A 25206-nucleotide genomic window follows, 5' to 3' on the forward strand; every position below is an offset into this window, starting at 1 on the left:
TTTACTGCAACCTGTGCAACTGCTCCACGCGCTTTGCTACCAATCCCACTGCGTGTTCCACTTGTTGCGCATCGTTCCCGCGCCCCAGGCCAAAGCGCAGCGATCCATGTGCGCGCTGTTCGCCAAACCCAAGCGCGGTAATGACATGCGAAGGTTCTACCGATGCACTGGTGCAGGCCGAGCCGGTAGCAATTGCCAGCTCTTTCAGGCCGGCAATAAAAGCGCGGCTCTCAATGCCAGGAATATACACATTCAAGTTATGCGGCAGCCGTTCGCTTGGGTGGCCATTGCGCTCGACGCCATCGATTCGCTCGCGTAGCCCTTCCCATAGCATCTCGCTCAGGTCGCGCAGCCGCGCTGCTTCGCATTTCATCTCCTGCTTCGCTAGCTCTGCCGCCGCGCCAAAGCCAACAATCCCCGGCACATTCAATGTGCCCGAACGCAGGCCTCGCTCGTGCCCGCCGCCATAGAACACGGGGGCCAGGCGCACGCGCGGGTTGCTGCGCCGCACATACAGCGCGCCAACGCCCTTTGGCCCATACATCTTGTGCGCCGAAAGCGACAGCAGATCGATCTTCATCTTCTGCACATCGAGCGGCACATAGCCAGACGCCTGCGTCGCATCAGTGTGGAAGAGTACGTCGTGCTCGCGCGCAATTGCGCCGATTTCGGCCAGCGGCGCCAGCGTACCAATCTCATTATTCGCCGCCATAATTGAGATCAGGATCGTCTGCGAGGTTATTGCTGCGCGTAGCTCATCGAGATCGGCGCGGCCATACTGATCCACACCCAGATATGTCACACGCTTGCCAAGCTGCTCCAAACGTTTCGCAGCATCGAGTATCGCCTTGTGCTCGGTCACACAGGTAATGATGTGGTCGCCGCGGTTGGCGTAGCGCTCGGCAACACCAAACAGCGCCAGGTTATCCGACTCGGTCGCACCACTTGTGAAAATAATTTCGTCAGGGCGAGCATTGATGAGTTTCGCAATTTGTTCGCGCGCGCGCTCAACCGCTTGGCTGGCCTGGTAGCCAAACTCGTGATCTTTGCTGGCGGCATTGCCAAATTCTTCGGTAAAGTATGGCAGCATCACATCAAGCACGCGCCGATCAACCGGCGTGGTTGCGTGGTGATCCATGTAGATTGGCAAGCGAAGCATAGGTTGAGCCTTTCGATTATTCCTCGTCGTCGCTTGCAACAGCCGCTAGCTCAAGCGAAGCGTCTTCAGTTTGCAATGCATTTGGCGCAGCAGGCATGCCAACCTTTAAATAGTCAAGCGGTGTTTTCACGCGCTGATACAACATCATCACGCCGCGATTCATATGCGCGCGAAACTGCTCTTCAAAAACCGAACCATCGGTATCTATGCCGTCTTTGGCGCAACGCTCGCGCAGCAAGGCTAAGAACAAACCATCGTATTGCCCGGTTAACGTAGGCCGGTCGATCTCGCGCGAACTATTTTCGGGGTATTTTGCTGGGTCAGGAATGGTCGGATCGTCGAGCGACAAGCAGAAACCAATCCGGCAGAGCAGGTTTGCGGTCAGTGTTGTACGGCCTTTGAGCTGGCGCAAACGCTGATCGGCCTCATCACAAAAACGAAGGCGCGTGAGTTTCATGCCGTCGCCACTTTCTGCTCATCAATCTCAGCAAGCTCCCAGAAATACCCTTCGGCTACATGTGCGCTCGCTTCGGCTACATTGTAATCAAGCCGGTATGTGCGCGAAACAGCTGGTTCCAGTGCCGCAAAAAGCTCTGCGTCAATCTCGGTATCGGTTGAAAGCAGAATAACCTGGTGGCTTGCCTGTGGAAAGTAGCGCTCGATCAAACGCTGGCGATGATCGCTATCAAGCCGGCCAAGCGGCGTGTCGACAATAATTGGCAAGGCCCGTTTCGAAACAATGCGGAGCGCCCATAGCACGGCCACTGCATAAATCTGCTTCTCACCGGCCGAAAGCTGCTCGCGTGGCAGATCGTCGCCTTTATTGTTGTAAAGTGTGGTTTCGAATGTCTTTGGATCAATCGAAACCCGCCGAATATAGTTTCCTTTCCGGCTAAGGCGCCCAAAGCACTCTACGATTTTCTGTTCTAGCTCGGTAATTTTGGCCTGCTGCAGCGCTTCTTCATATTTTTTCAGCGCGCCCTGTGCGCGGCCAGCCAGGCGCAGGCGATACGTAGAATCATCGCTGCGCATCAAGCGCGTATACAGTTCATGCTCGCGCCGCTCAAGATCATCGCGCTTCGCTCGCCATTGCTGAACAACTGTTTCGTGCTGGCGTCGCTGTTGCTCAAGCGCGCCAACCTGGCGGTTGAGTTCGGCCAGCCGCTGCATGATCGGCTGAATCGCTTCTTCGCTTGGCAGTTGCTGAAGCGTCGTTTCGATCTGCGCCAATTCCTGTGTGGCCGTTTCAAACTGCGCGGCGAGCATAGCCATTTCTTTGGGCACAGTTGTGCTGGCCTGGTCAAGCCAGCTCACAAGCCCATAGCGCTCGTTTTTTGAAATATCGTGGCGTATAGCATCATCAGGATCTTCTACACTTGGCCCGCCAAGCTCATTAGCTATCTCGGTAATAGCGTTTGCCAGCCCACCCACAATATACGGAACATGAGTCGAACCAACCCAAATGCCCCCGAGCCATTTGGTATCGTTGGTAAGGCGGCCAAGCAATTGGTCAGCAAAAGTATTTGCCACCGTTCGTATGGCCTGTTGTCGCTCAAGCTGTTCTTCGTGCAGCAGGCGCGTGCGCAATTGCGCGGCCAAATTTGGCACAACCGCAAACGGCAATAGGCCAGCAGCCTGCTCGCTTATAGCTCGCTCATAGCGGCGAAGATCTTCGCGTAATACCTCGGCACGCTGAGCGAATTCTTTTCTTCGCTGGAGAATATTGCCACCCTCGCTTGCCAAAGCTCGTTCTTCTTCTTCCACTTTCCCTTGCTGGAAGAGCAAGTCACGAACGATACCACTAAGCGCTATGTTGGCGCTCTCTAAACCCTCTTCAATCGCCTCACGCTCGGCTTTCAAATCATCGAGCTGTTCTTCCAGGCTGGTATCGCCGGCTCGCTTTTGGCGCGCAACATACACTGCAAGGTCGCCACGGAGCCGGCTGAGCAGGTCAAGCCCAAGCAAGGCGCGTATCGAAGAGCCCAACACGGTGTAATCAGGATCGTCAGCCAGGGCTTGGATTTGTTCGCCATCGAAGAAGAAAAGGTTGGCAAGGCCGGGCGGCAGCAGGTCGTGGAGAAATTGCTCCCATGCCGGGTATTCATGCTCGTCAAGTGCTACGCCATCGCGCCGCACTTCGCGCATTTCCTCAACACCACGGCGCTTGCGCTGCCAGCTGCGCCCTACATCAAAGCGGTGGGTAGTGCCGCTGATGCTATGTACAAAGCTAACCCCAACGCCAGCAAAGGTGTTGTTGAGTGGCGCGCCGATCTGGCGATGAATTCGGCTCAGCAAATAGGTTTCATATTCCTGCCGGCGAACGCCAGCGCCAAGCGCAAATGAGCCATACAGGCACAGCTTCACCGCTTCTAACAGCGTTGTTTTACCCGCGCCATTTTTGCCGCCAATCAGCACAATCGGCCTGTCATTGGCACCAGGCACGATGCGTTGCGGCTGTAAGTCGATGATGTGTTCGCCACTATACTGGCCGAAATTGGTCAGGCGTATTTTGGTAAAGTGCATGCTTATTCCTGCCCAATACCAAGCGCGATACGTCGCTGCTGATGCGTTGACACAGCCTCAATAACTTCGGTTTCGCTCCGCCACTCACTCCGTAGGATCTCATCGACTCGCGCATGCACCGCTGCCCGGCTGCTAGTTCCTTCGTGCTGGCGCTGGCCTTCGATAAGCGCAACCATCAAGTCCAGCGGTACGTCTTCTTCGGCACAAATCTGCGCAAGCAGCGCCCGCTCATCTGCGCCGAAAAGCGCCGCATCATCTTCGGGCCATTGCAGTTGCGCGTCGGGCATCACCTGCTGGCAAATTGCGCGCACACTATCTTCCCAATCTTGCGCCTCAACACGCCACAGGCGGCGGATCTCAAAAAGCTCTTCTGGCGAGATCAGGGTAAGATCCGTTTCGGGGCCATCGCGCTGCACGCTTTTCTGCACGCCCAATAGCTTGCGCAATAATGTTTTGCGGAACTCCAGCGTATATGGCCCACGAATCAGCGTGCCTTGTTTCTTGCGGATTTTGATCTGGCCATCGCGGCGCCGGTAATCGCGGATCTCTTTCTTGCGCTCGGGGTCTTGCGTCTCGGCGAGGAAATCGCGGAAATTGAGCATGGGCTCCATCCACTCTTCGCCGTTATCGATCATCGCCTCCATCGAACGGTCGCGCTCAACCACCGTGCACACCCAGCAGCCAAAACGGCTCCCACCGCACGATGGCGTCGAAAGATCGACCACTAGCGGGCATTCGCCCGATTGCGCGCTGCGATAGAGTGAAGCCAGGTCGCGATTTTCGCCACCCCAGGGTGCGGGAACGCTCAACAAATAGGTCCATACATCATCGGTCGAAAAATCTTCGATCGGCGTATACACGTAAGCCCTTGGAAGTGTTGAATGGCGCGATAGCCGGTGCCCAGTGATTCGGTATTCTTCCATCACTTGCGCGCGCGTTACGCTTTCACTGCGTCGCTGCCCCAAGATCAGAACAACTTCGCCATGTTGCGCAACTTTGCTCAAAATAAATCGGTCAGCTGGCTTGATCTTCATACGCTCGGTACACCAGCGGAATTTGCTGTGTGGCGCCGGGTAGCCGCGACCGATCATATTTACCCAAAAGCTATCGGTCACTTCCGGGGTTAATCTATGGACACTAATCGGCAAACCCTGTTCTTGTGCGCTCTTCCCAATTTTGCCCAGGTTGTCGTTAACATGGTTTACGATTACCGGCGTCTCAACCAGGGTGTCAGTCGCGATGACATAGATTGGCTTGGTCAATCGCTCAGCGGGCAGATCGCGCAGTGCATACCAAATAAGCTGAAGCGAGACGGTTGAGTCTTTACCGCCGCTATAGCCAATGACCCAGGGCATTGAATTGGAAAGATATACCTCGCGAATCTCGGCATACAGCGCTTCCTTACTGCGCCGCTCAAAAATCGATGCATTTGTGTTTTGTGCTGTATCAGTCATACAGATGCTTCCTGTAGTTTCTGCGAAAGAATAACCGGCGGGGCGTTACGTTCCAGGCGTTCTTCCTGTGGGGAAAGAGGCAGGCCGAGGATTTGTTTCAGCGCGCTAGCAGTTCGGGTAATATTATTCCGCGCCTTGCTCATCTGCCCGCCGATCATGGCGCGGCCTTCCCATAGCGCGATATTTGAGCGCGACCAATCAACCGTCGAGAGCCGCTGTAAATATTTTTTCCAATCACGTGGGCGTGCCGCGATTAAGTCAGCACCCGCAATCCCAATTGCTTGCAAAGTCACACTATGCACATGAATATAATCGCGGCGCAATTCTGCACTCGCCACCGAGCGTACCACTCGCTCGTTCCATTCAGGAATAATCGAGCAAAGCTCAGTCCAAAACTCGACGGCAAGCTGCTCTTCACCAGGGGTAATTTCATCCTGAGCAGCTTTGCGTAACAATGCGGCATTCGCATGAAAGATGCCACTTAGGGTAAACAGCTTGATCGAGCGATTCGGGATTGTTGATCGCTCCATATCAGTAAGCCCTTTGAACACAGGAACCTGTGTTGCCACAGTGCGAGCAACCTGGGATAAAGGGTCGCGAAAATCGTAGAGAATGCCTATTGAAGAGCTGGCACGTACTGCGTGGGTATTTAAGTCTGCGAACAATTGTTGGCTGCGTCGTAAGCCGGCATCAACAAAAAAGACAACTGCTAGCGTTTCGTCGGCAAGTTCGGGGCGTTCTTTTAGCGCTTCTTCAATCGCCGCGCGCCGGTGTTGTCCATCATTCACAACAAACGTAGCCGACATAGGAACAACCAACTGACCAATATTGCGTAAGCGGCCTTTTTCGGCATAGGGTTGAAATTCTATTTCACCATTGATCGATGCTGTGATTGCTGAAAAAACATAATCATCAGGGTTGTCGGCTAAATAACGAGCAATTGCAGGAATGCGGGCTCGGTTCAAAACGCGCTGTGCTCGTAACTCCGGCGGTATTTCTTCTTCGTTAAAAAAGAAAATCTTTGGAATGAGACGAAGCGGACACATTGCAACAAAATATTCACGCTGCGCCTGGATGCCACGCAGCGCGGCAAAAGTATAATTGAAACTATCCATCGCTTGCATCCTTCTTTATTCAATTTCGAATCGAACAACCTTGTGGAAGTATGTACCGAGGCGGATGGAAGTATAAATAATACGTGCTGAACAAGGAATGATTATATCAGTCGCCATGAGGGAAGTCAACCTTTAGGTTGTTTAACGATTTTGAGTTAATTGTACTCACACGATAACCGCACAACACCATAGCATTGTGCGGACTATTGTAGTGATGTGTTAAAGGAAAGAAGGTTGACTCGTTTTGAGGAAGAAAATCTTACAATGTAGCACGACAAAGAATAAGGATATTAGGAGACACGATGATCTAGCCGTTAATAAGCTGCATCGCGAATATCTTCAAGTAGCTTTAGCGTCCTAGGCTGCATAGAGCACCCGTCGATCCTGGTTGATCGAGCGTAGCAAGTACGGGTTGCGTACGCTTTTCGCCATCGTCAGGTCGACCTTACGCCCGAGCAATACTTCAAGCCGCGCCTGTAGTTCAAAGAAGCGCGCCATCCAAGGGCCAAGATTGGTGCCGGGTGCAAATTCCACCAGAAGATCCACATCAGAACGCTCAGGATCGAAATCACCTCTCGTCGATGAACCAAAGACATCCAAACGCGTAACATCATACTCAATGCATAGTGCGTGGATCGATTCAAGATGTTGTTCGATCAGATCAAGCATTGCCAATCCTCAATAATTTGCTTTGGAAGCTCGCGTCATTCATGTACAGTGGCTGGGTCATTATATTTGGATAAAGGCACGACTGAAAAAGCATTGCTGCATTACTCAGCCGAGGTGTAGTAGGGGAATAGATCATCGACTGCGATCGACCAGCCCGGCACAGCCGGTTCGGCTTCGGCCTGCTCGCCGCGACGGTACACAGTCGGTGCGGTGGGCGTTTCTGCACGGTAGACGCGAATAATCTCATCGCTCAAGATATCCACATCCCACACAACCAGCGTGCCAGCAGCAAAATAGTCTGCGCGCTTCTCGGCCATCTCGCGCTCGGCGCTGCGGCCATAATCGTGCTCGCTGCGAACTTCCACAGCAAACACCGGGGCACCTTCCAGAAAGCGCATTCCCGTTGATTTTCCAATGTAAAAGGCTGCATCCGGGCTGAACGACGTGCGATGGGGCAGATCGACAATAAAGCCGGCGTTATCGCCAATCGCGTAGCCCGAGCGCGTTCGGCGCGCGTAGTCGCGCAGGCTGGCGTAGATCTCACCAGCTACATAATTGGGAAGAAAACCGGTTGGCGACATCGAAACAATCGTTCCGTCTATTAATTCGGCTTTGCCATGCTCTGCAACACGCGCCAGATCGTCAATTGTAGCAGTCTTGCTCTGTGTCATTCAACACCTCAGCCAGGCGAAACAGCAACCTGATCATTCTCATAATATCACCTATGTGCAAGTCATTCCGTGCAAGCTTTGCGCGCCTACTCGGACGGGATGTAACATAATTGCCAATGTGGCTTCGTCATTCGTCATTTGTCTTTGATCAGAACCAGCAGCGCATTCGCGCAAGGCTGAACTAATCACCCCTCAACAGCGCAGCGTCGTCCTCGGGCAGCGAAGAATTGATGCGAATGCCCGAGGCATTACAAAGCCCGCGCTGCTCAAGCCGAACAGCGCGCTCATGTATTCCAATACCGTCCGCATGTTGATTTTGGAAAGACCGAAGGGCCAGCTAAGGCCTGCCTTGTTGCCTTAGTCAGCCGGTTTACTCAGTGGAACGGCGCATCAAGCAGCTTTGTCGTTCGCATTGGTTTTGGGCATTGTGGCAATCAATGCGCGCAGCACAGCGTTGACAGCCTCAGGCGTGGTGAAGACCTGGGCAATATCTGGATCGAGGATGACCAGCCGCCCACCTTCGGGGATCTTTGGGGCAAAGCGATTGGAGCGGGCTTTTGAGTAATCGAGCTGATACTCCGCTTGCATGTCGTCGTTGGTTTCGTGGTTAGAATCGGGTGTTTTCTTCATAATCGCGTTGCTCCCGTTTCGTTGCGCGCCGAGCACTAATGATCCGAACCACACGTTCCGCCCGCTCCACGAATGCAATAATGAGCAATTCGCCATTGGCAGAATGCCCAATAATGAGTTCGCGTTCCTCTTCTTCAGAATGGGCTTCATCATCGAAAATAACAGCTAACGGATTATCGAACACTGTTTGGGCTGCTTCGAACGAAACTCCATGCTTGGCGAGATTATTTGTCGCCTTCTGGTCATCCCATTCAAACTGTGCTGGCATTTTAGTCTCATCATGCCGACATTTTCTTGTGGCATTATATCCGAAACGTTATGCGTCCCGCAACCAAAACAGATCCCAGGCAATGTATCGCAGCTCGCGAAACTGTTCCGTTCTTTTTGCGGTTGTCTGTAGTCTGTCGTCTTTGGGCAGAACCAGCAGCGCATTCCCGCAAGGCTGAACTAATCACCCCTCAACAGCGCAGCGTCGTCCTCGGGCAGCGAAGGGTTGATGCGAATGCCCGAGCCGATCTCAAAGCCCGCGCGCGTTACCAGGCGCGGGCGCACGCGCACATACCAGTGCAGGTACTCATCCGCGCCACGGCGAATCGACGTGATAATCATCGAGTTGTAGTCGGGGTCATCGAGCGCGTCGCGCAGCCGCACCAGGAAGCTATGCAGCGTCGTCGCCAGGTCGTGCTGCTCGGCCTCGGTGATCTGCTCGAAGTCGGCGTGGTGGCGCTTCGGCACGATCCACGTCTCGAACGGAACTTCGGCGGCATAGGGCACAAACGCCAGGAAGTGCGGCGTCTCCATAATCACGCGCCGCCGGTCGTTCGCCTCGAAGGCCAGCACATCGCAGTAAATACAGCGCCCCCACTCATCGAAATAGCGGCGCGCCTCGTCTTCCTGCCAGCGAATATGGCGCGGAATAATGCCCGTCGCAATCAGCTGCGAGTGCGGGTGCGTCAGCGACGCGCCGGCGCGAGGGCCGTGGTTGCGAAACAGCAGCACCAGCGTGTTGCGCGCATCCTGCCGCATCATCGTATAGCGCGCGCGGTAGGTCGTCAGCACCATATTCATCTCGGGCAAGGTCAGGCTGGCCAGGTCGGCGTTGTGGTGCGGGCTTTCGATAATCACTTCGTGGTGGCCGTAGCCGGGCATATGCAGGTAGAAGCCGTCGGAGATATGCTCGCTTGAGTTTTCGGGCACCAGCGCCGGGTACTTATTTGGCACCACGCGCGTCTGCCAGGCGCCCTGCGTCTGCGGCGGCCACTGCGCGATCACATACGGCAGCATGTGCTCGTTGCCGGGGCAGAACGGGCAATTCGCGGCGAATGTTGGCGTTGCGGGCAGCGCGGGGCGGTTGTCGTGCGGGCGGCGGCCGCGGCTCGGCGCAACAATCACCCATTCTTTGGTAAGTTTATTCTGGCGCAGCTCGTTGCTCATCGGCGGTTCTCCTTCTTCGTGCGGCTGGCATACCAGCCAACTATGCCGCAGAAACGCGCCGCCAGTGTAGCACTTCGCCCCGCGTCCGTGAATATTCGGCTACTGCTCAAATAGCCACAAAGACTCGAAGACACTAAGTTTGCATAGCATCATGTTGCTCTTCGTGCCTTTGAGTCTTCGTGGCAATCGTTCTTTGCCGCCTTATTTATTTGGAAAAAAATGCAGGAGCTACACAACGCCCGCCTGCACCAGCGCGCCATACGCAATTGCAAACCCCGCCGCCGTCACAAACAGTGCGCTCGCCACCGGCAGGGCGCGCAGCAGCCGACCATCGGTGGGGAAGTGCTCGAACAAGCGCCGCGCATACACCAGCAGCAAGCCAATCCCCGTCAGCACGCCCGCCAGCCCCACACTAAACGCCACAATCAGCAGCATCCCAAAGGCCACGCGGTGCAGTGCAATCGCGCTGAGCAGCACCACCAGCGCCGAAGGGCAGGGCAGCAATCCGCCCGAAATACCCAGCGCCAGCAGACTGCGCCAGCTCACCGGCTGGCCATCTGCGCCAGGCGGCATGTGCGTGTGCGTGTGCGGCCCGTGCTCATGGTCGTGCGCGTGGTCGTGATCGTGGTGGTGGTGATCGTGTTCGTGGGAATGATCGTGATCATGCGTATGGTCGTGGTCGTGGTCGTGATCGTGATCATGGTGATGATGATCGTGCTCGTGGCTGGCATGCATGGCTGCGCCGCGCCGGAACAGCCCAAGCAGCCGCGTGCGAAACAGCATGATGCCGATGCCAACTACCATCACGCCGCTCAAAAATTCCAGCCAGGGGTACAATTGCTCGGGCAAGAAGTAGTTCGAGATCCACAGCGTCACAAAGCCCAGCGCAAACACGCCCGCCGTATGCGTGATCGTCGTCGTCAGCCCGAGGAAGACGGCGTGGCGGGCGGTGCCGCGCGCGCCCACCAGGTAGGCCGCCACAATCGTTTTGCCGTGGCCGGGAGTGAGCGCGTGGCCGGCGCCAAGCAACAAGGCCAGCAGCAACGCCAATGCGATCACGGGGGGTGTGAGCTCGGTGGTTGCGATCAAGCTGGCGAACTGGTCGGGTACGCGCGTGCCGGCAGGGGCAGCGGCATTTTGCGCCAGCGCAGGGCTTGCGCTCCCCGCAACAAACGACACGCTCGCCTGCGCTGCACGCACATCCAGCGGGCTGCTGAGCATGTCTTGCGGGTAATTGCGCAGCTCGTCGGTCTGGTCGGTGGCAGGCGCGCTGGCGTCCTTCAGCGCCACGCCAGCGTCGGCGCGCAGCACAATCTCGCGCCAGCCGATCCGCTCGGGGAAATTGCTGTCGCGGTAGCTCAGCGCGACCGGCTGCGACCCTGCCATGGGCGCGGCCAAGTCGAGCTGCAGGCGCTGAGTGAGCAGGCCGCCCTGCCCGGCCGGGTAGCTCAGCTCCTGCGCAACGACATCGAGCGCGGCCGGGCTGCCGTTCACGCTGAGCTGCAGGTTCGCCAGCAGCGCGGGCACTTCCTGCGCCAGGTAGGCGTCGCGCTCGCCGTCGCTGATCTCCCCGTCGCCGTCGCCGTCGATGCGCTGGCGCTCCTGGAAGGCTGGGATCTCGGCCATATCGACGATATAGCGCAGCCGCACCGTATCGCGCCCAACGTCCAGCCGGCTGTACTGGTTGACGGTGAAATTGCCAAGCGGGTGGGCTTCGGCGCGGGCGGGCGCGAGTGCCAGCAGCAGCGCCAGCGCAAGCGGCAGGGAAAGCAGCCATCGTTTCATCGTGTACCTCGATCAGTATTCAAAAGTCAGAAGACAGGAGTCAGTCGGCAGGTGGCAGTATGCAGGTAGCAGTGAACCTTTGAACTACGGAACCACAGAACCGAGAATCTCTGAACTTTCAAACGTGCAACCTGTAAACCTGCAACCCTGCTATCGGCTGGCGGCGGCGCTGAGCGCGGCGAGCGCCTGGCGGGCCTGTGGCGCAAACAAGGGCGAGAAGTGCGGGTTCAGCGCCAGCGCGGCGTCGAGCCACTCGCGCGCGGCGGATGCATCGCCCTGCGCCTGCGCAATCATTCCCGCGTGGAAAAGCAGCGTCGCGTCCTGCGTCTTCAGGCGCAGCGCCTCGTCGGCGTAGCGGCGTGCCTCGGGCAGGTTGCCATTTTTGAACAAGGCCCACGCCAGCGTGTCGGCGGCCTTGATGCCTGGGCGGCGCGCATAGGCTGCCCGCGCCAGCGCCACCGTTGCGTTCGCATCCGCGCCGTGGTCGGCATCGAACAGCGCCAGCTCAAGGTCGGTGTCGACGGCATTCGCCTTAAACAGCTGCTGCATGGCGCGCACCAGATCGTACTGTTTGGCGGCGTCGGCGGGCTTGCCGCTGGCCTGGTACAGCTCGCCCAGGCCAATCACGAATTCGGGCAGGGGCATGCGCGCAATTGCCTGCTGGTAGAGGCCGATTGCCTCGTCGGTTTTGCCCTGCGCGGCGCGCACGCGGGCCAGCCCGGCCTGCGCATACACATAATCGGGCAGGATTTCCAGCGTGCCGTTGTACTGCCGCTCGGCGGCGGCGAGGTCGCCCCGGTTGAAGAAGAGATTGCCAAGCTGCACGCGCACCCAGGCACTGTTTTCGGTGGCCGGGCCGCCGGCCTGTACCGCAGCCCGCATCATCTCCACCGCGCCGTCGAGGTCACCGTGTAATTCACGCGCATACGAGATGCGGCTGAACGAGCTAAGGTCAGGCCGCATGTCGATCATCGTCTGCAAGGTGGCTACGGCCTCGTCGTACATGCCCAGCTCGGTTTGCGCGTCGGCGATGACGCCATACACACGCGGCACGCTCGGGTTCAGCGCGCGGGCCTGCTCGCCCAGGTGCAATGCCTCGCTGAACTGGTGGCGGGCGTTTGCCAGCGTGCCCGCGCCGATCAGCGCCTCGACGTTCTGTGGGTCGCGGCGCAGCGCCTCATCGATCACGGCCTGAGCCTTGCCGTAGAAGGTCGGGTCGCCAGTGTCGCGCGCTTTTTGCAGGTAGGCCGCGCCAAGCACCGCATAGCCCTGCACGTCGGCGGGGTTTTGCTTTACGCGCTGCTGGTAATCCCAGATCAGCTGGTCGGTTTTGTCGACCGGACGCTGGGCGGCTGCGTCGGCCAGGCGCTGCGTGGCGAGGGCGGGCACCTGCGCAGCCGTGTTTGCGCGCCATAACGCGTATGAGCCGCCAGCCGCGAGGGCTATCGCGAGGCCCAGCAGTAGGGCTTTGATTGGTGGTAGGTGCATCTTTTTCCTTCTCTTACTTTCTCAGGGCGCTTCGCCCCCCCTGCCTAGCGAGTGGGCGTATGCTATACGCCCTTGGGGCGGGGCGCTTCGCCCCCCTGCCTTAGCGAGTGGGCGTATGCTATACGCCCTTGGGGCGGGGCGCTTCGCCCCCCCTGCCTTAGCGAGTGGGCGTATGCTATACGCCCTTGGGGCGGGGCGCTTCGCCCCCCCTGCCCCCGATTAGGGAAACCCTGGCCAGTTTCCCTAAAACCCTTCCGGCAAAGGGCGCTGCCTCATTTTCAACGTAAGCCGCTCATGCCCCGATCAAACAAGAGGTTCTTTGCGATTAAATAAATATTTTCAAAAGCACTGAAAGATATTTCTCAAAAGGTTAGTTTGTCTTTTTGCATCGGATCTTGGGTTGCAGATGGGCATATGCCTCAATCATTTCGCTCGGTATCGCGTTCTTTCTGGGGTCCGGGGCAACGCCCCGGCCGCGCGGTCGGGTACCCTCTGGGTGTGGTACGCGGCCGTACCCCTGGCGCGGGTCTGGGGGCGCGCAGCCCCCAGACCACACAGCGTAAGCCTTACTTGATGGCCGGGGTGGATGCGCTGCCCACCTTGTGATGCGTGTGCTCGTAGCCCTGGTGCGGCGTCGCGACATACGGGAAGCTGCTCAGGAAGGGCATGTCGTTCTCGTTTACGCCATCACCGACCGCGTTGTTCGGGCTGTTGTTCGGCAGGCCGAACGCGCCGTTGAGGAACGAGCCGTAGCCATCAGCGACGGCGCGCAGCTCGATGTCGGTCACGTCGTCTTCCAAGCGGCGGCCATTCGGGAAGCCGGCCAGGTCGCCATTCAGCACGCCCAGCACATCACCCTTGCCGACATCGGCGGTTGGCGCGATGCCCACGTTCAGGCGCAGCAGGTCGGCCGGGGTTTTGCCCGTGTAGTTCAGGCCCGGCACGCCCGTGAGCAGAATGAGCGAGAGATCGGTGCGGCCGGTGGTGCGGGCTGGCGCGCCGCCCAGCGAGCCAAGCGCCGTGCCGTAGAGCAGGTTGACAATGCCAGCCAGCTCGGGCGTTTCGTAGTTCTTCAGGAACTGCTTGTCCTTCGCGGGGTCGCTGGCGTTCCAGTAGTCCTTCTTGCCGACGGGGATGATAACTTCGTTGATCAGCGGGTTGCCCAGGCGCGAGACCTGCACGTAGTTGCCGTAGTCGCGGGTGGTGCCGTCGGCGCGCAGCACGCGGTGGCTCATGCGGCTGGCGCTGGCGTAGATACCAAGCGCGGCGGCGGGGTCGTCGGCCTTGGGCTTTTTGCCGGTGCGCGTCAGGTCCTTGATCGGCACCTGGATGGCGATGGTGTGCGTGTTGTAGCCGCCCACGCCATCAACGCCGGGCGCGGTGGCAAGCGGGATCAGGTGCGCGCCGTTGAAGGGCCGCAGGCCGCCCAGATCGAAGATCGAGCCAAGATCGACAAAGAAAGGATCGTCGCGCTGGCCGGCAAAGACCATGGTGTTGTCGGAAATTTTGCGCACGGCAGCGGCGGCCAGGGCTTCGTAGTTGGGCGTCGAGCGCGGGCCAACGTTCACTGGCGGCGTGGGGATGTCGTTGCCGATCTTGCTGGATTTGCCGTTCTTGATGCGTGTTACATCGTAGTACTGCGGCATGTTCCAGTTTTTGTCGTCGAGCGACGAGATCGGGCCGACATTGTACAGGAAGGTGTTCGGGTTGCGCACTTTGGTCTTGAAGCGGAACTGGTAGGTAATATCTTCCTTGCTGTCGCCGCTGTTATCGATCTTGATCTCGTACAGCACGTCGTCGTCGAAGGTGGCGAAGTTCGGGCCACCGGCCGGCTCTTCGAGCGGGATGTAGTTCGCAATGATCGTCACGGTGTCGGGCTTGTCGGGGCTGACGAACGCGTACAGGTCGGTATTGTCGGCGCCCGGGTCCTTGCTGATCAGCGGGGCTTCGCGGTGGCTGGAGGCATAGGTGCCGGCCGGCGCAATTGCGACCAGCATGGCAACAATGCCAAACAGCGCGAAGATCGAGAGAATAGCCTTGCGTCTCACGTGTTAGTGCTCCTTATTGCATGAATACAGAGATCGCGTCAATTTCCCGAGATAAACACCACGAATGTTCAAATACACCTCCTTCTGCGATTGCCACACCGATTTCCGGCAATGCAGCGGCGAAGCTGGCATGTTTGCAGCTTTCCGCGCGCAATAAGCGATGTCACAGGCACGCCGAGGCAGGTATGCACATGTGTATCTGCATACAGTTCTTTGTTGCGGGTACCGTTGGTTGCTTATTGATTTGCTATTGGTGTTGCTCTGTCAGTCTATGCGAAGGACATATCGAATATGGATGTATCGATATAAAAACTCGTGGTTTTTGGCAAAATATAACGAAATTCTTACATAATTAAGAATTAGTAAATAAATTTCATGTTCCTTATACGCATTGTAGTTGTTTGCAATAGCAATTATAACCTCCCCATTTGCGCTATTGTGCATACCACCGCTGTGCTTTCGCCTGCCACAGCAAGGTAGAAACAACCGTTCACAAAGAGGAAACATTGAGTATCGAACTGAAGAGTTGGCAAAAGCACGCCGCTGAAATGCCGGAAAAACAGGGCGCAATTTGGGCAATTTAATCGAAAGTAAGGGTCGTGTACGACATGGTCAAGAGTGCGCTAGGAAGGCCAGGCTACACTAGCGCCATCACACGTGCCGATACACACCTTGATCAACCCGCAAGCCCTGTTTCGTGAACGGCATCGCCACGGGGCCGCGATACCAGAAAGGCAGGTTTTCCATGCTGAATGCGGTAGCGATCACACCATCAAGAAGCCGCAAAGAAGGGAAAAAAGGCGTGGAATCATTGCAACCAACACCGAAGCCCCGAGCGCTTGCCGTGGGCATGCCGTCCGACGAGGAACTCATTGCGCGCGTGTGCTGGCGCGAGGAGCCGGCACTTGGCACAATCTACGATCGCTATCACCGTTTGATTTTCAGCATTGCCCTGCGCGTCGTGGGCGACCGCGACCTGGCCGAGGAAGTGGTGCAGGATGTGTTTCAGGCCGTCTGGGTGTCGGCAAGCAGCTTCCAGCCCGACGGCAGCTTTTCGGCATGGCTGGTGGGTATCGCCCGCCACCGCGCGATCGACGCCACGCGCACGCGGCGCTTTCGGGCACGCGCCCGCGAAGACATGCTCGACGATGCACGCCTCGCGCCCGCTGGTCTGGCGCACGAGGCCGGCACCGACGCGCTGATGCTGCGCACGGTGATGCGTGCGGCGCTGGCGCAACTTCCCCCCGCGCAGCGCCAGGCGATTGAGCTGGGCTACTACGGCGGGCTGACGCACGCGGAGATCGCTGCGCGCCTGGGCGAGCCGGTTGGCACGATCAAGTCGCGCGTGCGGATGGGCCTGCTGAAGCTGCGCGAGCTGCTGGAGAACGAGGGAGCGTAGAGCGAGGGAGCGTAGAGCGAGGGAGCGATGGTTCGAGGAGAGCAACCACCGCATCCTGAGTGGCCACAGGCCGTATCGAAGGATGCGACTGGCGGATTGATAGCACATTCTGAATCCTGACTCCTCGCTCCTGACTCCTGAATCAAAACACGAGACAGGCAAGGCCCATCTCGTGTCTACAGTTCGTGTCACTTGGCCAGTAGACCCAAAGTTATACAAGGCGAACGTTTTACCTTCTATTCCTTCGTGTCTTCGTGCCTTCGTGGTAAAAACATCGGCGTACTTCGGCTGTTCTAGCGCTCTGCGAAGCGCCCCGACACGCTCAGCACCTCGCCGGCAGCGGCGCGCTGGCGCAGCTCGGTGAGCATGGCATCGACTTTCTCGGGCGTGTCGATGTTGCGGTAGTACTCAAGGTTAGCCTGCAGCATCGGCGCGCGGTCGCAGTCGGCCAGGCACTTCACGCGCTGCAGCGTAAACATCTTGTCGTCGGTGGTCTGCTCGGCGACGATGCCCAGCTTCTGCTCAAGCGTATCGACAAGCTGTTCGGCACCAAGGAAGCAGCACGGCACGTCGTCGCAGACCTGCAGCACCCATGTACCAACCTGCCTGCTGTAGAACAGCGTGTAGAAGCCCACGACCTCGAAGACATCGGTTTCGGGCAGACCAAGAATGCCGGCAACCTCGCGGATAGCTTCGTCGGTCAGGTGGCCGTATGCGTCCTGCGCGACATACAGCAGCGGAATGACCGCGCTGCGCGGCTGGGCATAGCGCGACAGAATATCGTCGATCTCAGGGCCGTGTTGTTCTCGCAATGGCATCTGTTATTCCTACGCAAATTGCAGATTGCAGCTAGCGGGTTTCTATCTGCACAAATGTTAGCGGTCGACCTCGCCAAGCACCGGGTCCATCGACGCGATCAGGGCCACCAGGTCGGCCATCAGGCGGCCCTTGGCCGAGTGCGGCAGCGCCTGCAGGTTGATGAACGATGGCGCGCGGAAGTGGCAGCGGTAGGGCTTGGGGCTGCCATCGCTGACGATATACGTGCCAAGCTCGCCGCGCGGCGACTCGATCCCGACATAGGCATCGCCAACCGGCGGCTTGAAGCCCTCGGTCCACAGCTTGAAGTGGTGGATGAGCGACTCCATGCTGTGCGTGATTTCGCTCTTTGGCGGCGGCGAGATCTTGCGGTCGGTGGTGGTGAACGGCCCCGGCCCGATATCTTTCAGGCGCTGAAGGCCCTGGCGGCAGATTTTTACGCTTTCGCGGATCTCGGCCATGCGCACGAGGTAGCGGTCGTAGATATCGCCCTTCCTGGCAATCGGGATATCGAAGTCGTACTGCTCATAGCCCGAGTAGGGCATATCCTTGCGCAAATCCCACGGGATGCCGGCGGCGCGCAGCATCGGCCCGCTGATGCCAAAGGCAATCGCGGCGTCGGCGTCGATCACGCCCACGTCGACGGTGCGCTCAAGCCACACCGGGTTGCCGCTCAGCAGCGATTCGTACTCGTCGGCCGCGCCGGGCATGATGTCGAGAAAGGCCTCAACGGTGGGAATGAAGTCGTCGGGCAGGTCGTAGGCCAGGCCACCCACACGGAAGTAGCTGGTCATCAGGCGCGCGCCCGACACAAGCTCGAAGATGTCGAGAATCTGCTCGCGCTCGCGGAAGGCGTAGAGGAACACGCTCATCGCCGACAGGTCGAGCGCGTGCGTGCCAAGCCACACCAGGTGGCTGGCGATGCGCTGCAGCTCGGTCAGGATGACGCGGCCCGTTTGTGCGCGGGCCGGGATCTCGCAGTTCAGCAGCTTCTCAACCGCCAGCACATAGCTCAGGTTGTTCGACAGCGGCGCGAGGTAGTCCATCCGGTCGGTCAAAACCACCGCTTTCTGGTAGGTCTTGCTTTCCATGGTCTTCTCGATGCCGGTGTGCAGGAAGCCAACGTCGGGCGCGACATTCACCACCGTCTCGCCGTCGAGCTCGACCACCAGGCGCAATACACCGTGGGTGCTGGGGTGGTGCGGGCCCATGTTCAGCACCATGGTATCCTGCTTGCCTTCCAGCGCCGGCTTGGTGATCTCCTGCGGCGAGGGCACGCTATAGGGGTAGGGCAGCGCGAGCGTAGGCGGTTCGGCGGTTGCTGTCATAACGAACCCTTTCGGGAGTTTTGAATTTTAAATTCTCAGTGTTGAGTTAGCCGGTCTTTGACGCGACACATAGCTCAAAACTCGAAATTCAAAATTGAGAATTATTCTTTCGCAAACGGCTTGTGGGCGTAAATCTCGTCCTGGTTGAAGGTGAACGCAACCTCTTCGCCACCCAGCGGCACGTCTTTCCGCAGCGGGTAGCCTTCCCAGTCTTCGGGCATCAGGATGCGCTGCAAGCCCGGGTGGCCCGAAAACGGAATGCCCAGCAGGTCGTAGGTTTCGCGCTCCTGCCAGTTGGCGGTGGCCCACAGGCCCGTGAGCGTTGGCACAGACTCATTTTCGCTCACGCCGACTTTCAGGCAGACGCGGTGGCGGTTCGCGTGCGAGAGCAGGTGGTACACGATCTCGAAGCGGGGCGTGCGGCCAAGGTAATCGACGCCACACAGGTTTTCGAGGAAGTTATAGCTCAGCGCAGGGTCGTCGCGCAGCGCGCGCGCCACCTCGACAATTGCGCCGGGCTTGACGAAAATGCTCAGATCGCCGCGGTACTCGCTGGTGCTGTCAATTGCGTCGGGCAGCGCGCCGCGCAGCCGCTCGATCACCGTTGCGTTATCCATACAACCCCGTTAATGATTTACGATTTACGATTTTGGATTTACGAGTGGAAGGCCCTAATCGTAAATCGGAAATCGCAAATCAAAAATTGCTAGGCAAAAATCTTCTCGCGCTTCTCGAGCGGGCGAACCTCGCCGGTGATGCGCATGCGCTTGACTTTTTCGTGGAGCTGAATGATGCCGTCGATCAGCGCCTCGGGGCGCGGCGGGCAGCCCGCCACATACACATCGACTGGCACAACCTCATCGACGCCCTGGACGATTGCGTAGTTGTTGAACACGCCCGCGCACGATGCGCAGTCGCCCATCGCAATCACCCACTTCGGGTCGCTCATCTGGTCGTACAGGCGGCGCACCACCGGGGCCATCTTGCGCGACACGCGCCCGGCCACGATGATCAGGTCGGCCTGGCGGGGCGAGGCGCGGTTGATCTCCATACCGAAGCGCGAAAGGTCGTAGTTCGCGCCCTGCGAGCCCATCATCTCGATCGCGCAGCAGGCCAGCCCGAACAGGAGCGGCCACATGGCGTTGGTACGGCCCCAGTTCACCACCGTTTCAAGCGAGGTGGTGACAATGCCCATATCGCCGGCTTTTTCTTCTAATCCCATTCGAGTGCCCCTTTTTTCCAGATGTAGATGAAGCCGATCAGCAGGATGAGCATGAAGACGCCGATTTCGATCAGGCCAAACACACCCAGCCGCTTGTAGACAAGCGCGTAGGGGAAGAAAAAGATGACCTCGATATCGAACAGGATGAAGATCATCGCCACGAGGTTGAACTTGATCGGGAAACGCCGCTGGGCCGAGCCGATCGGCTCCATGCCCGACTCATACGGCATCAGCTTGCGCTTGGATGGGCGCTGCGGGCCAAGCACACCCGAGGCCACAATCACAAATACAGCGATGAACGTGGCGACCAGGAACAAGACCAATATCGGCAGGTAATCCGAGAGCATCGCTCAAGCTCCTTGTGGCTGGGATGCGCAGCGCGCTGGCGTGCTGCCCGACCAGGTTCGCAATTGCGCGGGTGCGAGTTTTTGGGTACGCTTTGCGCCCTGCATTATACTCTGTTTGCCACTTGTGTCAAGAAGAACAAAGTTCGGAATAGGGCATCCTGATCGCGGCGCGGGCGCCTGGGTGGCAATAAAAAACGAGGGCGCAAAGGATGCGAACATCCCTTGCGCCCTCGCGCCTTGCCGTGTGCGTGCTTACGCGCTGGCCTCGGCCGTGGCACCGCGGTCGTTCTCGCCGACGCGGCGCAGGCTCAGGCCCATGCGCTGGCGCTGCTTGTCGAGGCTGATGATCTTGGCCGTGACGATCTGGCCCGGCTGGAGCAGATCGCGCGGCTGCGCCTGCGGGTCGACATCCAGCTCGCTGGCATGGATCAAACCCTCGACCGCTTCTTCGATCTGGACGAAGGCACCGAACGGCGCAACATTCGTCACCGGCCCGCTCACAACCTGACCCAGGCTGTAGCGCTGGTCGATCGACTCCCACGGGTTCGACTGCAGGCGGCGCAGGCTCAGGCCAATGCGCTCGCGCTCGGCGTCGATCTCGACGACCATGACCTTCACTTCCTGGCCGGGGGTCAGCACCTCGCGCGGGTGATTGACGCGCTGCCACGACAGCTCGGAAATGTGCGCCAGGCCGTCGGCGCCGCCCAGGTCGATGAACGCGCCGAAGTTCGTCAGCTGGTTCACGCGGCCGGTCAGAATATCGCCGGGCTGCAGCTCGGTGAGCAGCCGGTGCTTCTGCGCCTTGCGCCACTCCTGCGTCGCCGAACGCTCCGAAAGCACCAGGCGGTTGCGCTCGCGGTCGACCTCGATCACCTTCAGCGGGATGGTCTGGCCGACCATGCGCTGCAGCGCCTGCTGGCGCTCTTCCGAGGCGGTGCGGCCGTGGAGCTGCGCGACCTGTGAGGCCGGCACAAAGCCACGGATGCGGTTGAACTGCACCAGCAGACCGCCCTTGTTGTAGCCGATGACCTGGCCCTGGATGATGCCGCCCTCGCCTTGCAGACGCCCGGCCTCTTCCCAGTCCTTCGCGACCTGAACCATGGTCAGCGAAAGCACCAGATCGCCTTCTTTATTCTCGGGATCCTGGACGTAGACCTGGATCGGCGCGCCGACCTTCAGCGTGCTCAGGTACTCATCGCCCATCTGGCGCAGATCCTGCTGCGGAATAACGCCTTCGCGCTTGGTGCCAATCGACACCAGCACGCCGTTATCCTCGATCTGCATCACCACGCCATCGCGCAGCTCACCGCGCTGCGGGCGAGCGTAATCGTACTCGTCGAGCAGCTGAGTCCAGTCAAGATCTTCAACGTCAAACATTTCGTTGCCAGAAGACACCGTCATTCGAGAAACCTCCGAGGTTGTGTTTTGAAATAGCCTGCCGCCCGCTTCACACGACAGTGGCCAATAGCGCCTTCACAAAGCGGAAGAGGCACGCACGAGCGAGGCCGTGAAGCCTGTTGCGGGAAGTTCAACCCCACATGGCGTTGAACAAGCCCTGCTGACGCCCAGTGCCGGTGCCTGCGAAGGCTCCGCGCTGGCCGGCTAGCTCCTGGTGATCTCGTCGTCTTGGCGTGCGAGGTGCGGGAGGTGAGCCGCTAGCGGAGTAAAAATAAGTTTTACACCGGGCGCATTATACTGCAATGGCTAGGGGCTGTCAAATGTTGCGCATCGCTATGCAATGGCCTATACTGCCCCAAAAGTTTTGAGTTCCGGGTGTTGAATTTTGAATTGCGTGCCACTGAACTTAAAACTCAGCATTCAATATTCAAAACTCAGAACTGCTTATGAGCGTGATCTTTGTCTTTCTCGACGGGGTTGGTCTGGCCCCTGCCAGCGCCGATAACCCGCTCGCCAGCGCCGATACGCCCGCGCTCCATGCGCTGCTGGGCGGCCCGCTCACACTGGAGCAGGTCGGGGGATTCATTTCTAGTCCCTATCCCCCATCCCCCATCCCCCATCCCCTCTTCAAGCCAATCGACGCGACGCTGGGCGTGCCGGGCTTGCCGCAAAGCGGCACCGGCCATGTCGCGCTGCTGGCGGGCGTGAATGCCCCCGCGCTGCATGGCCGCCACCAGCCGCACTTCCCGCCCGTCGCGCTGCGCCCGCTGCTGGCCCAGCAGAGTATTTTTCGCAAAGTGACCGAGCGCGGCGGGCGCGCAACCTTTGCCAATGCGTTTGGGCCGGGCTACTGGCAGGCCGTCGCCGCGCGGCGCATCCGCAAGTCGGCCAGCGTAATCGCCGCCGAGGGCGCGGGGCTGCGCTTCCGCGACGGCGCCGATTTGCGCGACGGGCGGGCGGTGTCGTGGGATGTGACGAACGCTGCCATGCGCGCGCGCGAGCCGGGCGTCGAAACGCCGCTCGTTTCGCCGGCCACGGCGGGCGCAAACCTCGCCGCGCTTGCGCACGACCACGAATTCGTGTTCTACGAGAGCTTCCTGCCCGACCTTGCCGGCCACGGGCGGCTGGGCGCCGAGCGCGCCATGCAGGATTCCGCCGGCAAAGAAGCGATTGTTACCGAGCAAGTGCACGCCGCCCTGGCGCTGCTGGATGGCCTGGTTGGCGGCTTGCTGGCGGCGCTGCGCCCGGGCGACACACTGCTCGTCACCAGTGACCACGGCAACATCGAAAGCCTGGCGGCGCCAGCCCACACGCGCAACCCCGTGCCGCTGCTGGTGGCTGGCCCGGGCGCGCCCGCCTTTGCGGATGTTGCGGATATTGCGGGCATCGCGGGGGCTATTCTGGCCGCGCTGTAGTGCGCGCATTGCAGAATATCCATATCCCTCTATAATCTACCCAATCCCAAACGAAAGCCTGCAACCAAGGAAGCGCCCATGCAACGCGTCGGTGTGCTGTACAACCCCTTCTCCGAGGCGTCCACGCGCATCTCGGGCGAAGTGGCCGATTGGCTGAATGCGCGCGGCGTCGCCACCTGGCGCGGCCTCTCGCATGAAGTGCGCGAAGATCCACATAATATCGAAGGGCTCGATCTGCTGATTGCGCTGGGTGGCGACGGCACCGTGCTGCGCGCCGCGCGCCTGGGCATCCCGTATGGCGTGCCGGTGCTGCCAGTGGCGCTGGGTCGCCTGAGTTTCATGGCCGAACTGCGGCCCGAGGAGCTGTTTGACGGCTTGCAGCAGCTGCTGGAAGGCGGCGGCTGGCACGACGAGCGCACGCTGATCGAGGCAACTATTCGCCACGACGGGCATGGCGGCGAAGACGAAACCGTGCTGGCGCTGAACGAAATTCTGGTGGCGCGCGGCGAGATCAACCGCGTGGTAACCATCGAGGTGGAGATCTACAACGCGCCGCTCACGACCTACCACGCCGACGGTATTATCGCCGCGACTGCCACCGGCTCAACCGCCTACGCGCTGGCGGCGGGCGGCCCGATTGTCGACCCGCGCTCGCACGCGCTGGTGCTGGTGCCAATCGCCGCGCACCTCACCAACATCCCCTCGCTGGTGCTGCACGAAGATGCGGTGGTGCGCCTGAATCTGCGCAGCCGCCATGCCGCCGCCTTTTCGGCGGATGGGCGCAGCAGTGTGCCACTCCACGAAGGCGATATTGTGGAAATTCGCCGCGCCCGCCAGACCTGTTTGTTCGCGCGTGTGCACCCGCCCAGCACCTTCTACGCCCGCCTCACGCAGCGCCTGCGCCGGAATGAGTGAGCAAAAATCACGCTTGTTTGGTACGATGAGTTGTCCTATAATCGGTATGTTTATGCAAACCAGCCGCATGTAAAGGATAACGCGCCGTATGGCCCGCCGCAGCAGCGCCTTCCCCGAAAAAATCGCGCACGACCTGATGCAGCGCATTCTGGCCGGCGAATTCGACACCACGAACATCCTGCCATCCGAGCGCGCCCTGCAAGAGTCGTACAGCGTCAGCCGCACGGTTGTGCGCGAGGCGCTGAAGCTGCTGGCGGCGCGCGGCCTGGTGATCACCGGCAGCGGGCAGGGCGCGGTGGTGAGCAAAAATCTGACCGCGCCGGCAATCGACGCGCTGCTGCTGGCGTTTCACCACGCAAATGTGCGCGTGGAAGACCTGCTGAACACGCGCCTGATGATCGAGCCGGAAGTTGCCGCGCTGGCCGCCCAGCACGCCACGCCGCTGCAAATTCGCCGCCTGTATGAGCTAAGTCAGGCCATGGCCGAGCTGGCGAATTCCGACCAGCCAGTGCGCGCCGCAACCCTCAGCTACGACGTGAATGCCCAGTTTCATGGCTTGCTGGCGCAGGCCAGCCAGAACCCAGTGCTGGAAATTCTGATCAACATGCTGGTTGGCATCATCTGGCGGCAACAAAATACCATCGACCTGCGCCAGCCACCCGAGCTGCACACCCAAACCGCCGCCCAGCACGAAGCGATCACCCGCGCCGTCGCCGCGCACGACCCCGAGGCGGCCCGCCGCGCCATGGCCGAGCACCTCTCGACCACGCGCCAGAACCTGGCCAACACCTCCGGCAGCCTCAACAGCCTGATCCAGAATCTCTACACGCCACAGGGCGCGTGAACGCGCAGGGTTGGGGTTTGTGCTCAATCCTTTCGTGTCTTCGCGCCATCGTTCCTACCAACCAGTTCGAGCGATATTTCCCCGCCGTCAGGGCCATGCCAAAATCCCTGAATTCATCCACAGATTACGCAGATTCCGCAGATGAGAGACCTCGTACCAAGTTCGGGTAAACACTTGCATTTTGTCATTCTGAACGGAGCGTCAGCGGAGTGAAGAATCTCTTTTTCATGCAACGAGAGATGCTTCGCTGCACTCAGCATGACAATTCAGAAGTAATCATCCGTATTTGTCATCATATCTGTGTAATCTGCGTAATCTGTGGATCGATCTCGTTCTTATTCCAACGTCGACAGAACCTTTACCTATTTGTCCAAAACGATTGACAAATTTTTCGCCCTCAATTATAGTATGGATTGTCTGACCAGTAACCAGCCCATACCACCATCGCGCAGGCCAGCCCGTCACGGGCGGCCCGCTTGAGTATTCGCTATTCCACGCACCACAGCGCGCCACAACCAGCACCCAAACACCGCACTGTTGCAGTGG

Annotated in this window: 23 protein-coding genes; 4 read left to right on the forward strand and 19 right to left on the reverse strand. The window is 59.2% G+C overall.

Going from position 1 to position 25206, the window contains the following annotated elements:
- Window position 1: 1 nt before the first annotated feature.
- The 13 genes from M1P90_RS23455 to M1P90_RS23515 form a co-directional block, all read right to left on the reverse strand.
- Window positions 2-1159: a cysteine desulfurase family protein gene (locus M1P90_RS23455; protein WP_483697887.1), complete on the reverse strand. Its 1158-nt coding sequence runs from the start codon at window positions 1157-1159 to the stop codon at window positions 2-4.
- A 16-nt stretch (window positions 1160-1175) separates the two neighbouring features.
- Window positions 1176-1616: a DNA sulfur modification protein DndE gene (gene dndE, locus M1P90_RS23460; protein ID WP_483697889.1), complete on the reverse strand. Its 441-nt coding sequence runs from the start codon at window positions 1614-1616 to the stop codon at window positions 1176-1178.
- Window positions 1613-3682 (reverse strand): DNA sulfur modification protein DndD, encoded by a 2070-nt coding sequence (dndD, locus tag M1P90_RS23465; protein ID WP_483697890.1) that lies wholly within the window; start codon window positions 3680-3682, stop codon window positions 1613-1615. Before dndD ends, dndE begins: the two co-directional genes overlap by 4 nt.
- Before the next feature lie 2 nt (window positions 3683-3684).
- A complete protein-coding gene (gene dndC / locus M1P90_RS23470; protein ID WP_483697891.1) occupies window positions 3685-5136 on the reverse strand; it encodes a DNA phosphorothioation system sulfurtransferase DndC in 1452 nt (483 codons plus the stop codon).
- Complete coding sequence (gene dndB, locus M1P90_RS23475; protein WP_483697892.1) at window positions 5133-6251, reverse strand: DNA sulfur modification protein DndB; 1119 nt, start codon at window positions 6249-6251, stop codon at window positions 5133-5135. Before dndB ends, dndC begins: the two co-directional genes overlap by 4 nt.
- 357 nt (window positions 6252-6608) lie before the next feature.
- Window positions 6609-6920, reverse strand: a complete 312-nt coding sequence (locus tag M1P90_RS23480; RefSeq protein ID WP_483697893.1) for a nucleotidyltransferase family protein — start codon at window positions 6918-6920, stop codon at window positions 6609-6611.
- A gap of 101 nt (window positions 6921-7021) precedes the next feature.
- Window positions 7022-7591, reverse strand: coding sequence for a Uma2 family endonuclease (locus M1P90_RS23485; RefSeq protein WP_483697894.1), 570 nt, complete (start codon window positions 7589-7591; stop codon window positions 7022-7024).
- Between the two features lie 390 nt (window positions 7592-7981).
- Window positions 7982-8221 (reverse strand): hypothetical protein, encoded by a 240-nt coding sequence (locus M1P90_RS23490; RefSeq protein WP_483697895.1) that lies wholly within the window; start codon window positions 8219-8221, stop codon window positions 7982-7984.
- On the reverse strand, window positions 8199-8489 hold the full coding sequence (locus M1P90_RS23495; RefSeq protein WP_483697896.1) for a BrnT family toxin: 291 nt from the start codon (window positions 8487-8489) through the stop codon (window positions 8199-8201). The genes M1P90_RS23490 and M1P90_RS23495 overlap by 23 nt, the downstream gene beginning before the upstream one ends.
- Window positions 8490-8668: 179 nt before the next feature.
- Window positions 8669-9655 (reverse strand): galactose-1-phosphate uridylyltransferase, encoded by a 987-nt coding sequence (gene galT, locus M1P90_RS23500; RefSeq protein ID WP_483697897.1) that lies wholly within the window; start codon window positions 9653-9655, stop codon window positions 8669-8671.
- Window positions 9656-9883: 228 nt separating this feature from the next.
- Window positions 9884-11440 (reverse strand): nickel/cobalt transporter, encoded by a 1557-nt coding sequence (locus M1P90_RS23505; protein WP_483697898.1) that lies wholly within the window; start codon window positions 11438-11440, stop codon window positions 9884-9886.
- A 150-nt stretch (window positions 11441-11590) separates the two neighbouring features.
- Entirely contained in the window at window positions 11591-12928 is a 1338-nt protein-coding gene (locus M1P90_RS23510; RefSeq protein ID WP_483697899.1) for a tetratricopeptide repeat protein, read from the reverse strand.
- Between the two features lie 566 nt (window positions 12929-13494).
- Window positions 13495-14976 carry a DUF4331 domain-containing protein gene (locus M1P90_RS23515; protein ID WP_483697901.1) on the reverse strand — a complete coding sequence of 494 codons (1482 nt, stop codon included), beginning with the start codon at window positions 14974-14976 and terminating at the stop codon, window positions 13495-13497.
- Between the two features lie 802 nt (window positions 14977-15778).
- Between M1P90_RS23515 and M1P90_RS23520 the strand changes: the two genes are divergently transcribed.
- A complete protein-coding gene (locus tag M1P90_RS23520; protein ID WP_483697902.1) occupies window positions 15779-16375 on the forward strand; it encodes an RNA polymerase sigma factor in 597 nt (198 codons plus the stop codon).
- A gap of 293 nt (window positions 16376-16668) precedes the next feature.
- Here the strand turns inward: M1P90_RS23520 and M1P90_RS23525 are convergent, their stop codons facing one another.
- From M1P90_RS23525 to M1P90_RS23550, 6 genes are all read right to left on the reverse strand, one after another.
- Entirely contained in the window at window positions 16669-17193 is a 525-nt protein-coding gene (locus tag M1P90_RS23525) for a complex I 24 kDa subunit family protein (RefSeq protein ID WP_483697904.1), read from the reverse strand.
- Between the two features lie 57 nt (window positions 17194-17250).
- Complete coding sequence (nuoD, locus tag M1P90_RS23530) at window positions 17251-18519, reverse strand: NADH dehydrogenase (quinone) subunit D (protein WP_483697905.1); 1269 nt, start codon at window positions 18517-18519, stop codon at window positions 17251-17253.
- A 101-nt stretch (window positions 18520-18620) separates the two neighbouring features.
- Window positions 18621-19136 (reverse strand): NADH-quinone oxidoreductase subunit C, encoded by a 516-nt coding sequence (locus M1P90_RS23535; protein WP_483697906.1) that lies wholly within the window; start codon window positions 19134-19136, stop codon window positions 18621-18623.
- 89 nt (window positions 19137-19225) lie between these two features.
- Complete coding sequence (locus M1P90_RS23540) at window positions 19226-19741, reverse strand: NADH-quinone oxidoreductase subunit B (RefSeq protein ID WP_483697908.1); 516 nt, start codon at window positions 19739-19741, stop codon at window positions 19226-19228.
- On the reverse strand, window positions 19732-20088 hold the full coding sequence (locus tag M1P90_RS23545) for an NADH-quinone oxidoreductase subunit A (protein ID WP_483697910.1): 357 nt from the start codon (window positions 20086-20088) through the stop codon (window positions 19732-19734). Before M1P90_RS23545 ends, M1P90_RS23540 begins: the two co-directional genes overlap by 10 nt.
- 252 nt (window positions 20089-20340) lie before the next feature.
- Entirely contained in the window at window positions 20341-21489 is a 1149-nt protein-coding gene (locus tag M1P90_RS23550) for a 30S ribosomal protein S1 (protein WP_483697911.1), read from the reverse strand.
- A gap of 443 nt (window positions 21490-21932) precedes the next feature.
- Here M1P90_RS23550 and M1P90_RS23555 point away from each other — a divergent pair, with 443 nt between their 5' ends.
- From M1P90_RS23555 to M1P90_RS23565, 3 genes are all read left to right on the forward strand, one after another.
- On the forward strand, window positions 21933-22901 hold the full coding sequence (locus M1P90_RS23555) for a metalloenzyme (RefSeq protein WP_483697912.1): 969 nt from the start codon (window positions 21933-21935) through the stop codon (window positions 22899-22901).
- A gap of 78 nt (window positions 22902-22979) precedes the next feature.
- Window positions 22980-23816, forward strand: coding sequence for an NAD(+)/NADH kinase (locus tag M1P90_RS23560; RefSeq protein WP_483697913.1), 837 nt, complete (start codon window positions 22980-22982; stop codon window positions 23814-23816).
- Between the two features lie 88 nt (window positions 23817-23904).
- On the forward strand, window positions 23905-24660 hold the full coding sequence (locus M1P90_RS23565) for a FadR/GntR family transcriptional regulator (RefSeq protein ID WP_483697915.1): 756 nt from the start codon (window positions 23905-23907) through the stop codon (window positions 24658-24660).
- Window positions 24661-25206: the final 546 nt, after the last annotated feature.

It is taken from the genome of Kouleothrix sp. 19917, from assembly GCF_057073505.1.

What these genes read in the sequence shown, in the direction of transcription:
- nuoD (WP_483697905.1), bottom strand. Translation starts at nt 18,519, where the DNA reads ATGACAGCAACCGCCGAACCGCCTACGCTCGCGCTGCCCTACCCCTAT.
- M1P90_RS23510 (WP_483697899.1), bottom strand. Translation starts at nt 12,928, where the DNA reads ATGCACCTACCACCAATCAAAGCCCTACTGCTGGGCCTCGCGATAGCC.
- dndE (WP_483697889.1), bottom strand. Translation starts at nt 1,616, where the DNA reads ATGAAACTCACGCGCCTTCGTTTTTGTGATGAGGCCGATCAGCGTTTG.
- M1P90_RS23555 (WP_483697912.1), top strand. Translation starts at nt 21,933, where the DNA reads ATGAGCGTGATCTTTGTCTTTCTCGACGGGGTTGGTCTGGCCCCTGCC.
- M1P90_RS23485 (WP_483697894.1), bottom strand. Translation starts at nt 7,591, where the DNA reads ATGACACAGAGCAAGACTGCTACAATTGACGATCTGGCGCGTGTTGCA.
- M1P90_RS23525 (WP_483697904.1), bottom strand. Translation starts at nt 17,193, where the DNA reads ATGCCATTGCGAGAACAACACGGCCCTGAGATCGACGATATTCTGTCG.
- M1P90_RS23545 (WP_483697910.1), bottom strand. Translation starts at nt 20,088, where the DNA reads ATGCTCTCGGATTACCTGCCGATATTGGTCTTGTTCCTGGTCGCCACG.
- dndB (WP_483697892.1), bottom strand. Translation starts at nt 6,251, where the DNA reads ATGGATAGTTTCAATTATACTTTTGCCGCGCTGCGTGGCATCCAGGCG.
- M1P90_RS23480 (WP_483697893.1), bottom strand. Translation starts at nt 6,920, where the DNA reads ATGCTTGATCTGATCGAACAACATCTTGAATCGATCCACGCACTATGC.
- M1P90_RS23535 (WP_483697906.1), bottom strand. Translation starts at nt 19,136, where the DNA reads ATGGATAACGCAACGGTGATCGAGCGGCTGCGCGGCGCGCTGCCCGAC.
- M1P90_RS23505 (WP_483697898.1), bottom strand. Translation starts at nt 11,440, where the DNA reads ATGAAACGATGGCTGCTTTCCCTGCCGCTTGCGCTGGCGCTGCTGCTG.
- dndC (WP_483697891.1), bottom strand. Translation starts at nt 5,136, where the DNA reads ATGACTGATACAGCACAAAACACAAATGCATCGATTTTTGAGCGGCGC.
- galT (WP_483697897.1), bottom strand. Translation starts at nt 9,655, where the DNA reads ATGAGCAACGAGCTGCGCCAGAATAAACTTACCAAAGAATGGGTGATT.
- M1P90_RS23490 (WP_483697895.1), bottom strand. Translation starts at nt 8,221, where the DNA reads ATGAAGAAAACACCCGATTCTAACCACGAAACCAACGACGACATGCAA.
- M1P90_RS23540 (WP_483697908.1), bottom strand. Translation starts at nt 19,741, where the DNA reads ATGGGATTAGAAGAAAAAGCCGGCGATATGGGCATTGTCACCACCTCG.
- M1P90_RS23550 (WP_483697911.1), bottom strand. Translation starts at nt 21,489, where the DNA reads ATGACGGTGTCTTCTGGCAACGAAATGTTTGACGTTGAAGATCTTGAC.
- M1P90_RS23495 (WP_483697896.1), bottom strand. Translation starts at nt 8,489, where the DNA reads ATGCCAGCACAGTTTGAATGGGATGACCAGAAGGCGACAAATAATCTC.
- M1P90_RS23455 (WP_483697887.1), bottom strand. Translation starts at nt 1,159, where the DNA reads ATGCTTCGCTTGCCAATCTACATGGATCACCACGCAACCACGCCGGTT.
- M1P90_RS23565 (WP_483697915.1), top strand. Translation starts at nt 23,905, where the DNA reads ATGGCCCGCCGCAGCAGCGCCTTCCCCGAAAAAATCGCGCACGACCTG.
- dndD (WP_483697890.1), bottom strand. Translation starts at nt 3,682, where the DNA reads ATGCACTTTACCAAAATACGCCTGACCAATTTCGGCCAGTATAGTGGC.
- M1P90_RS23560 (WP_483697913.1), top strand. Translation starts at nt 22,980, where the DNA reads ATGCAACGCGTCGGTGTGCTGTACAACCCCTTCTCCGAGGCGTCCACG.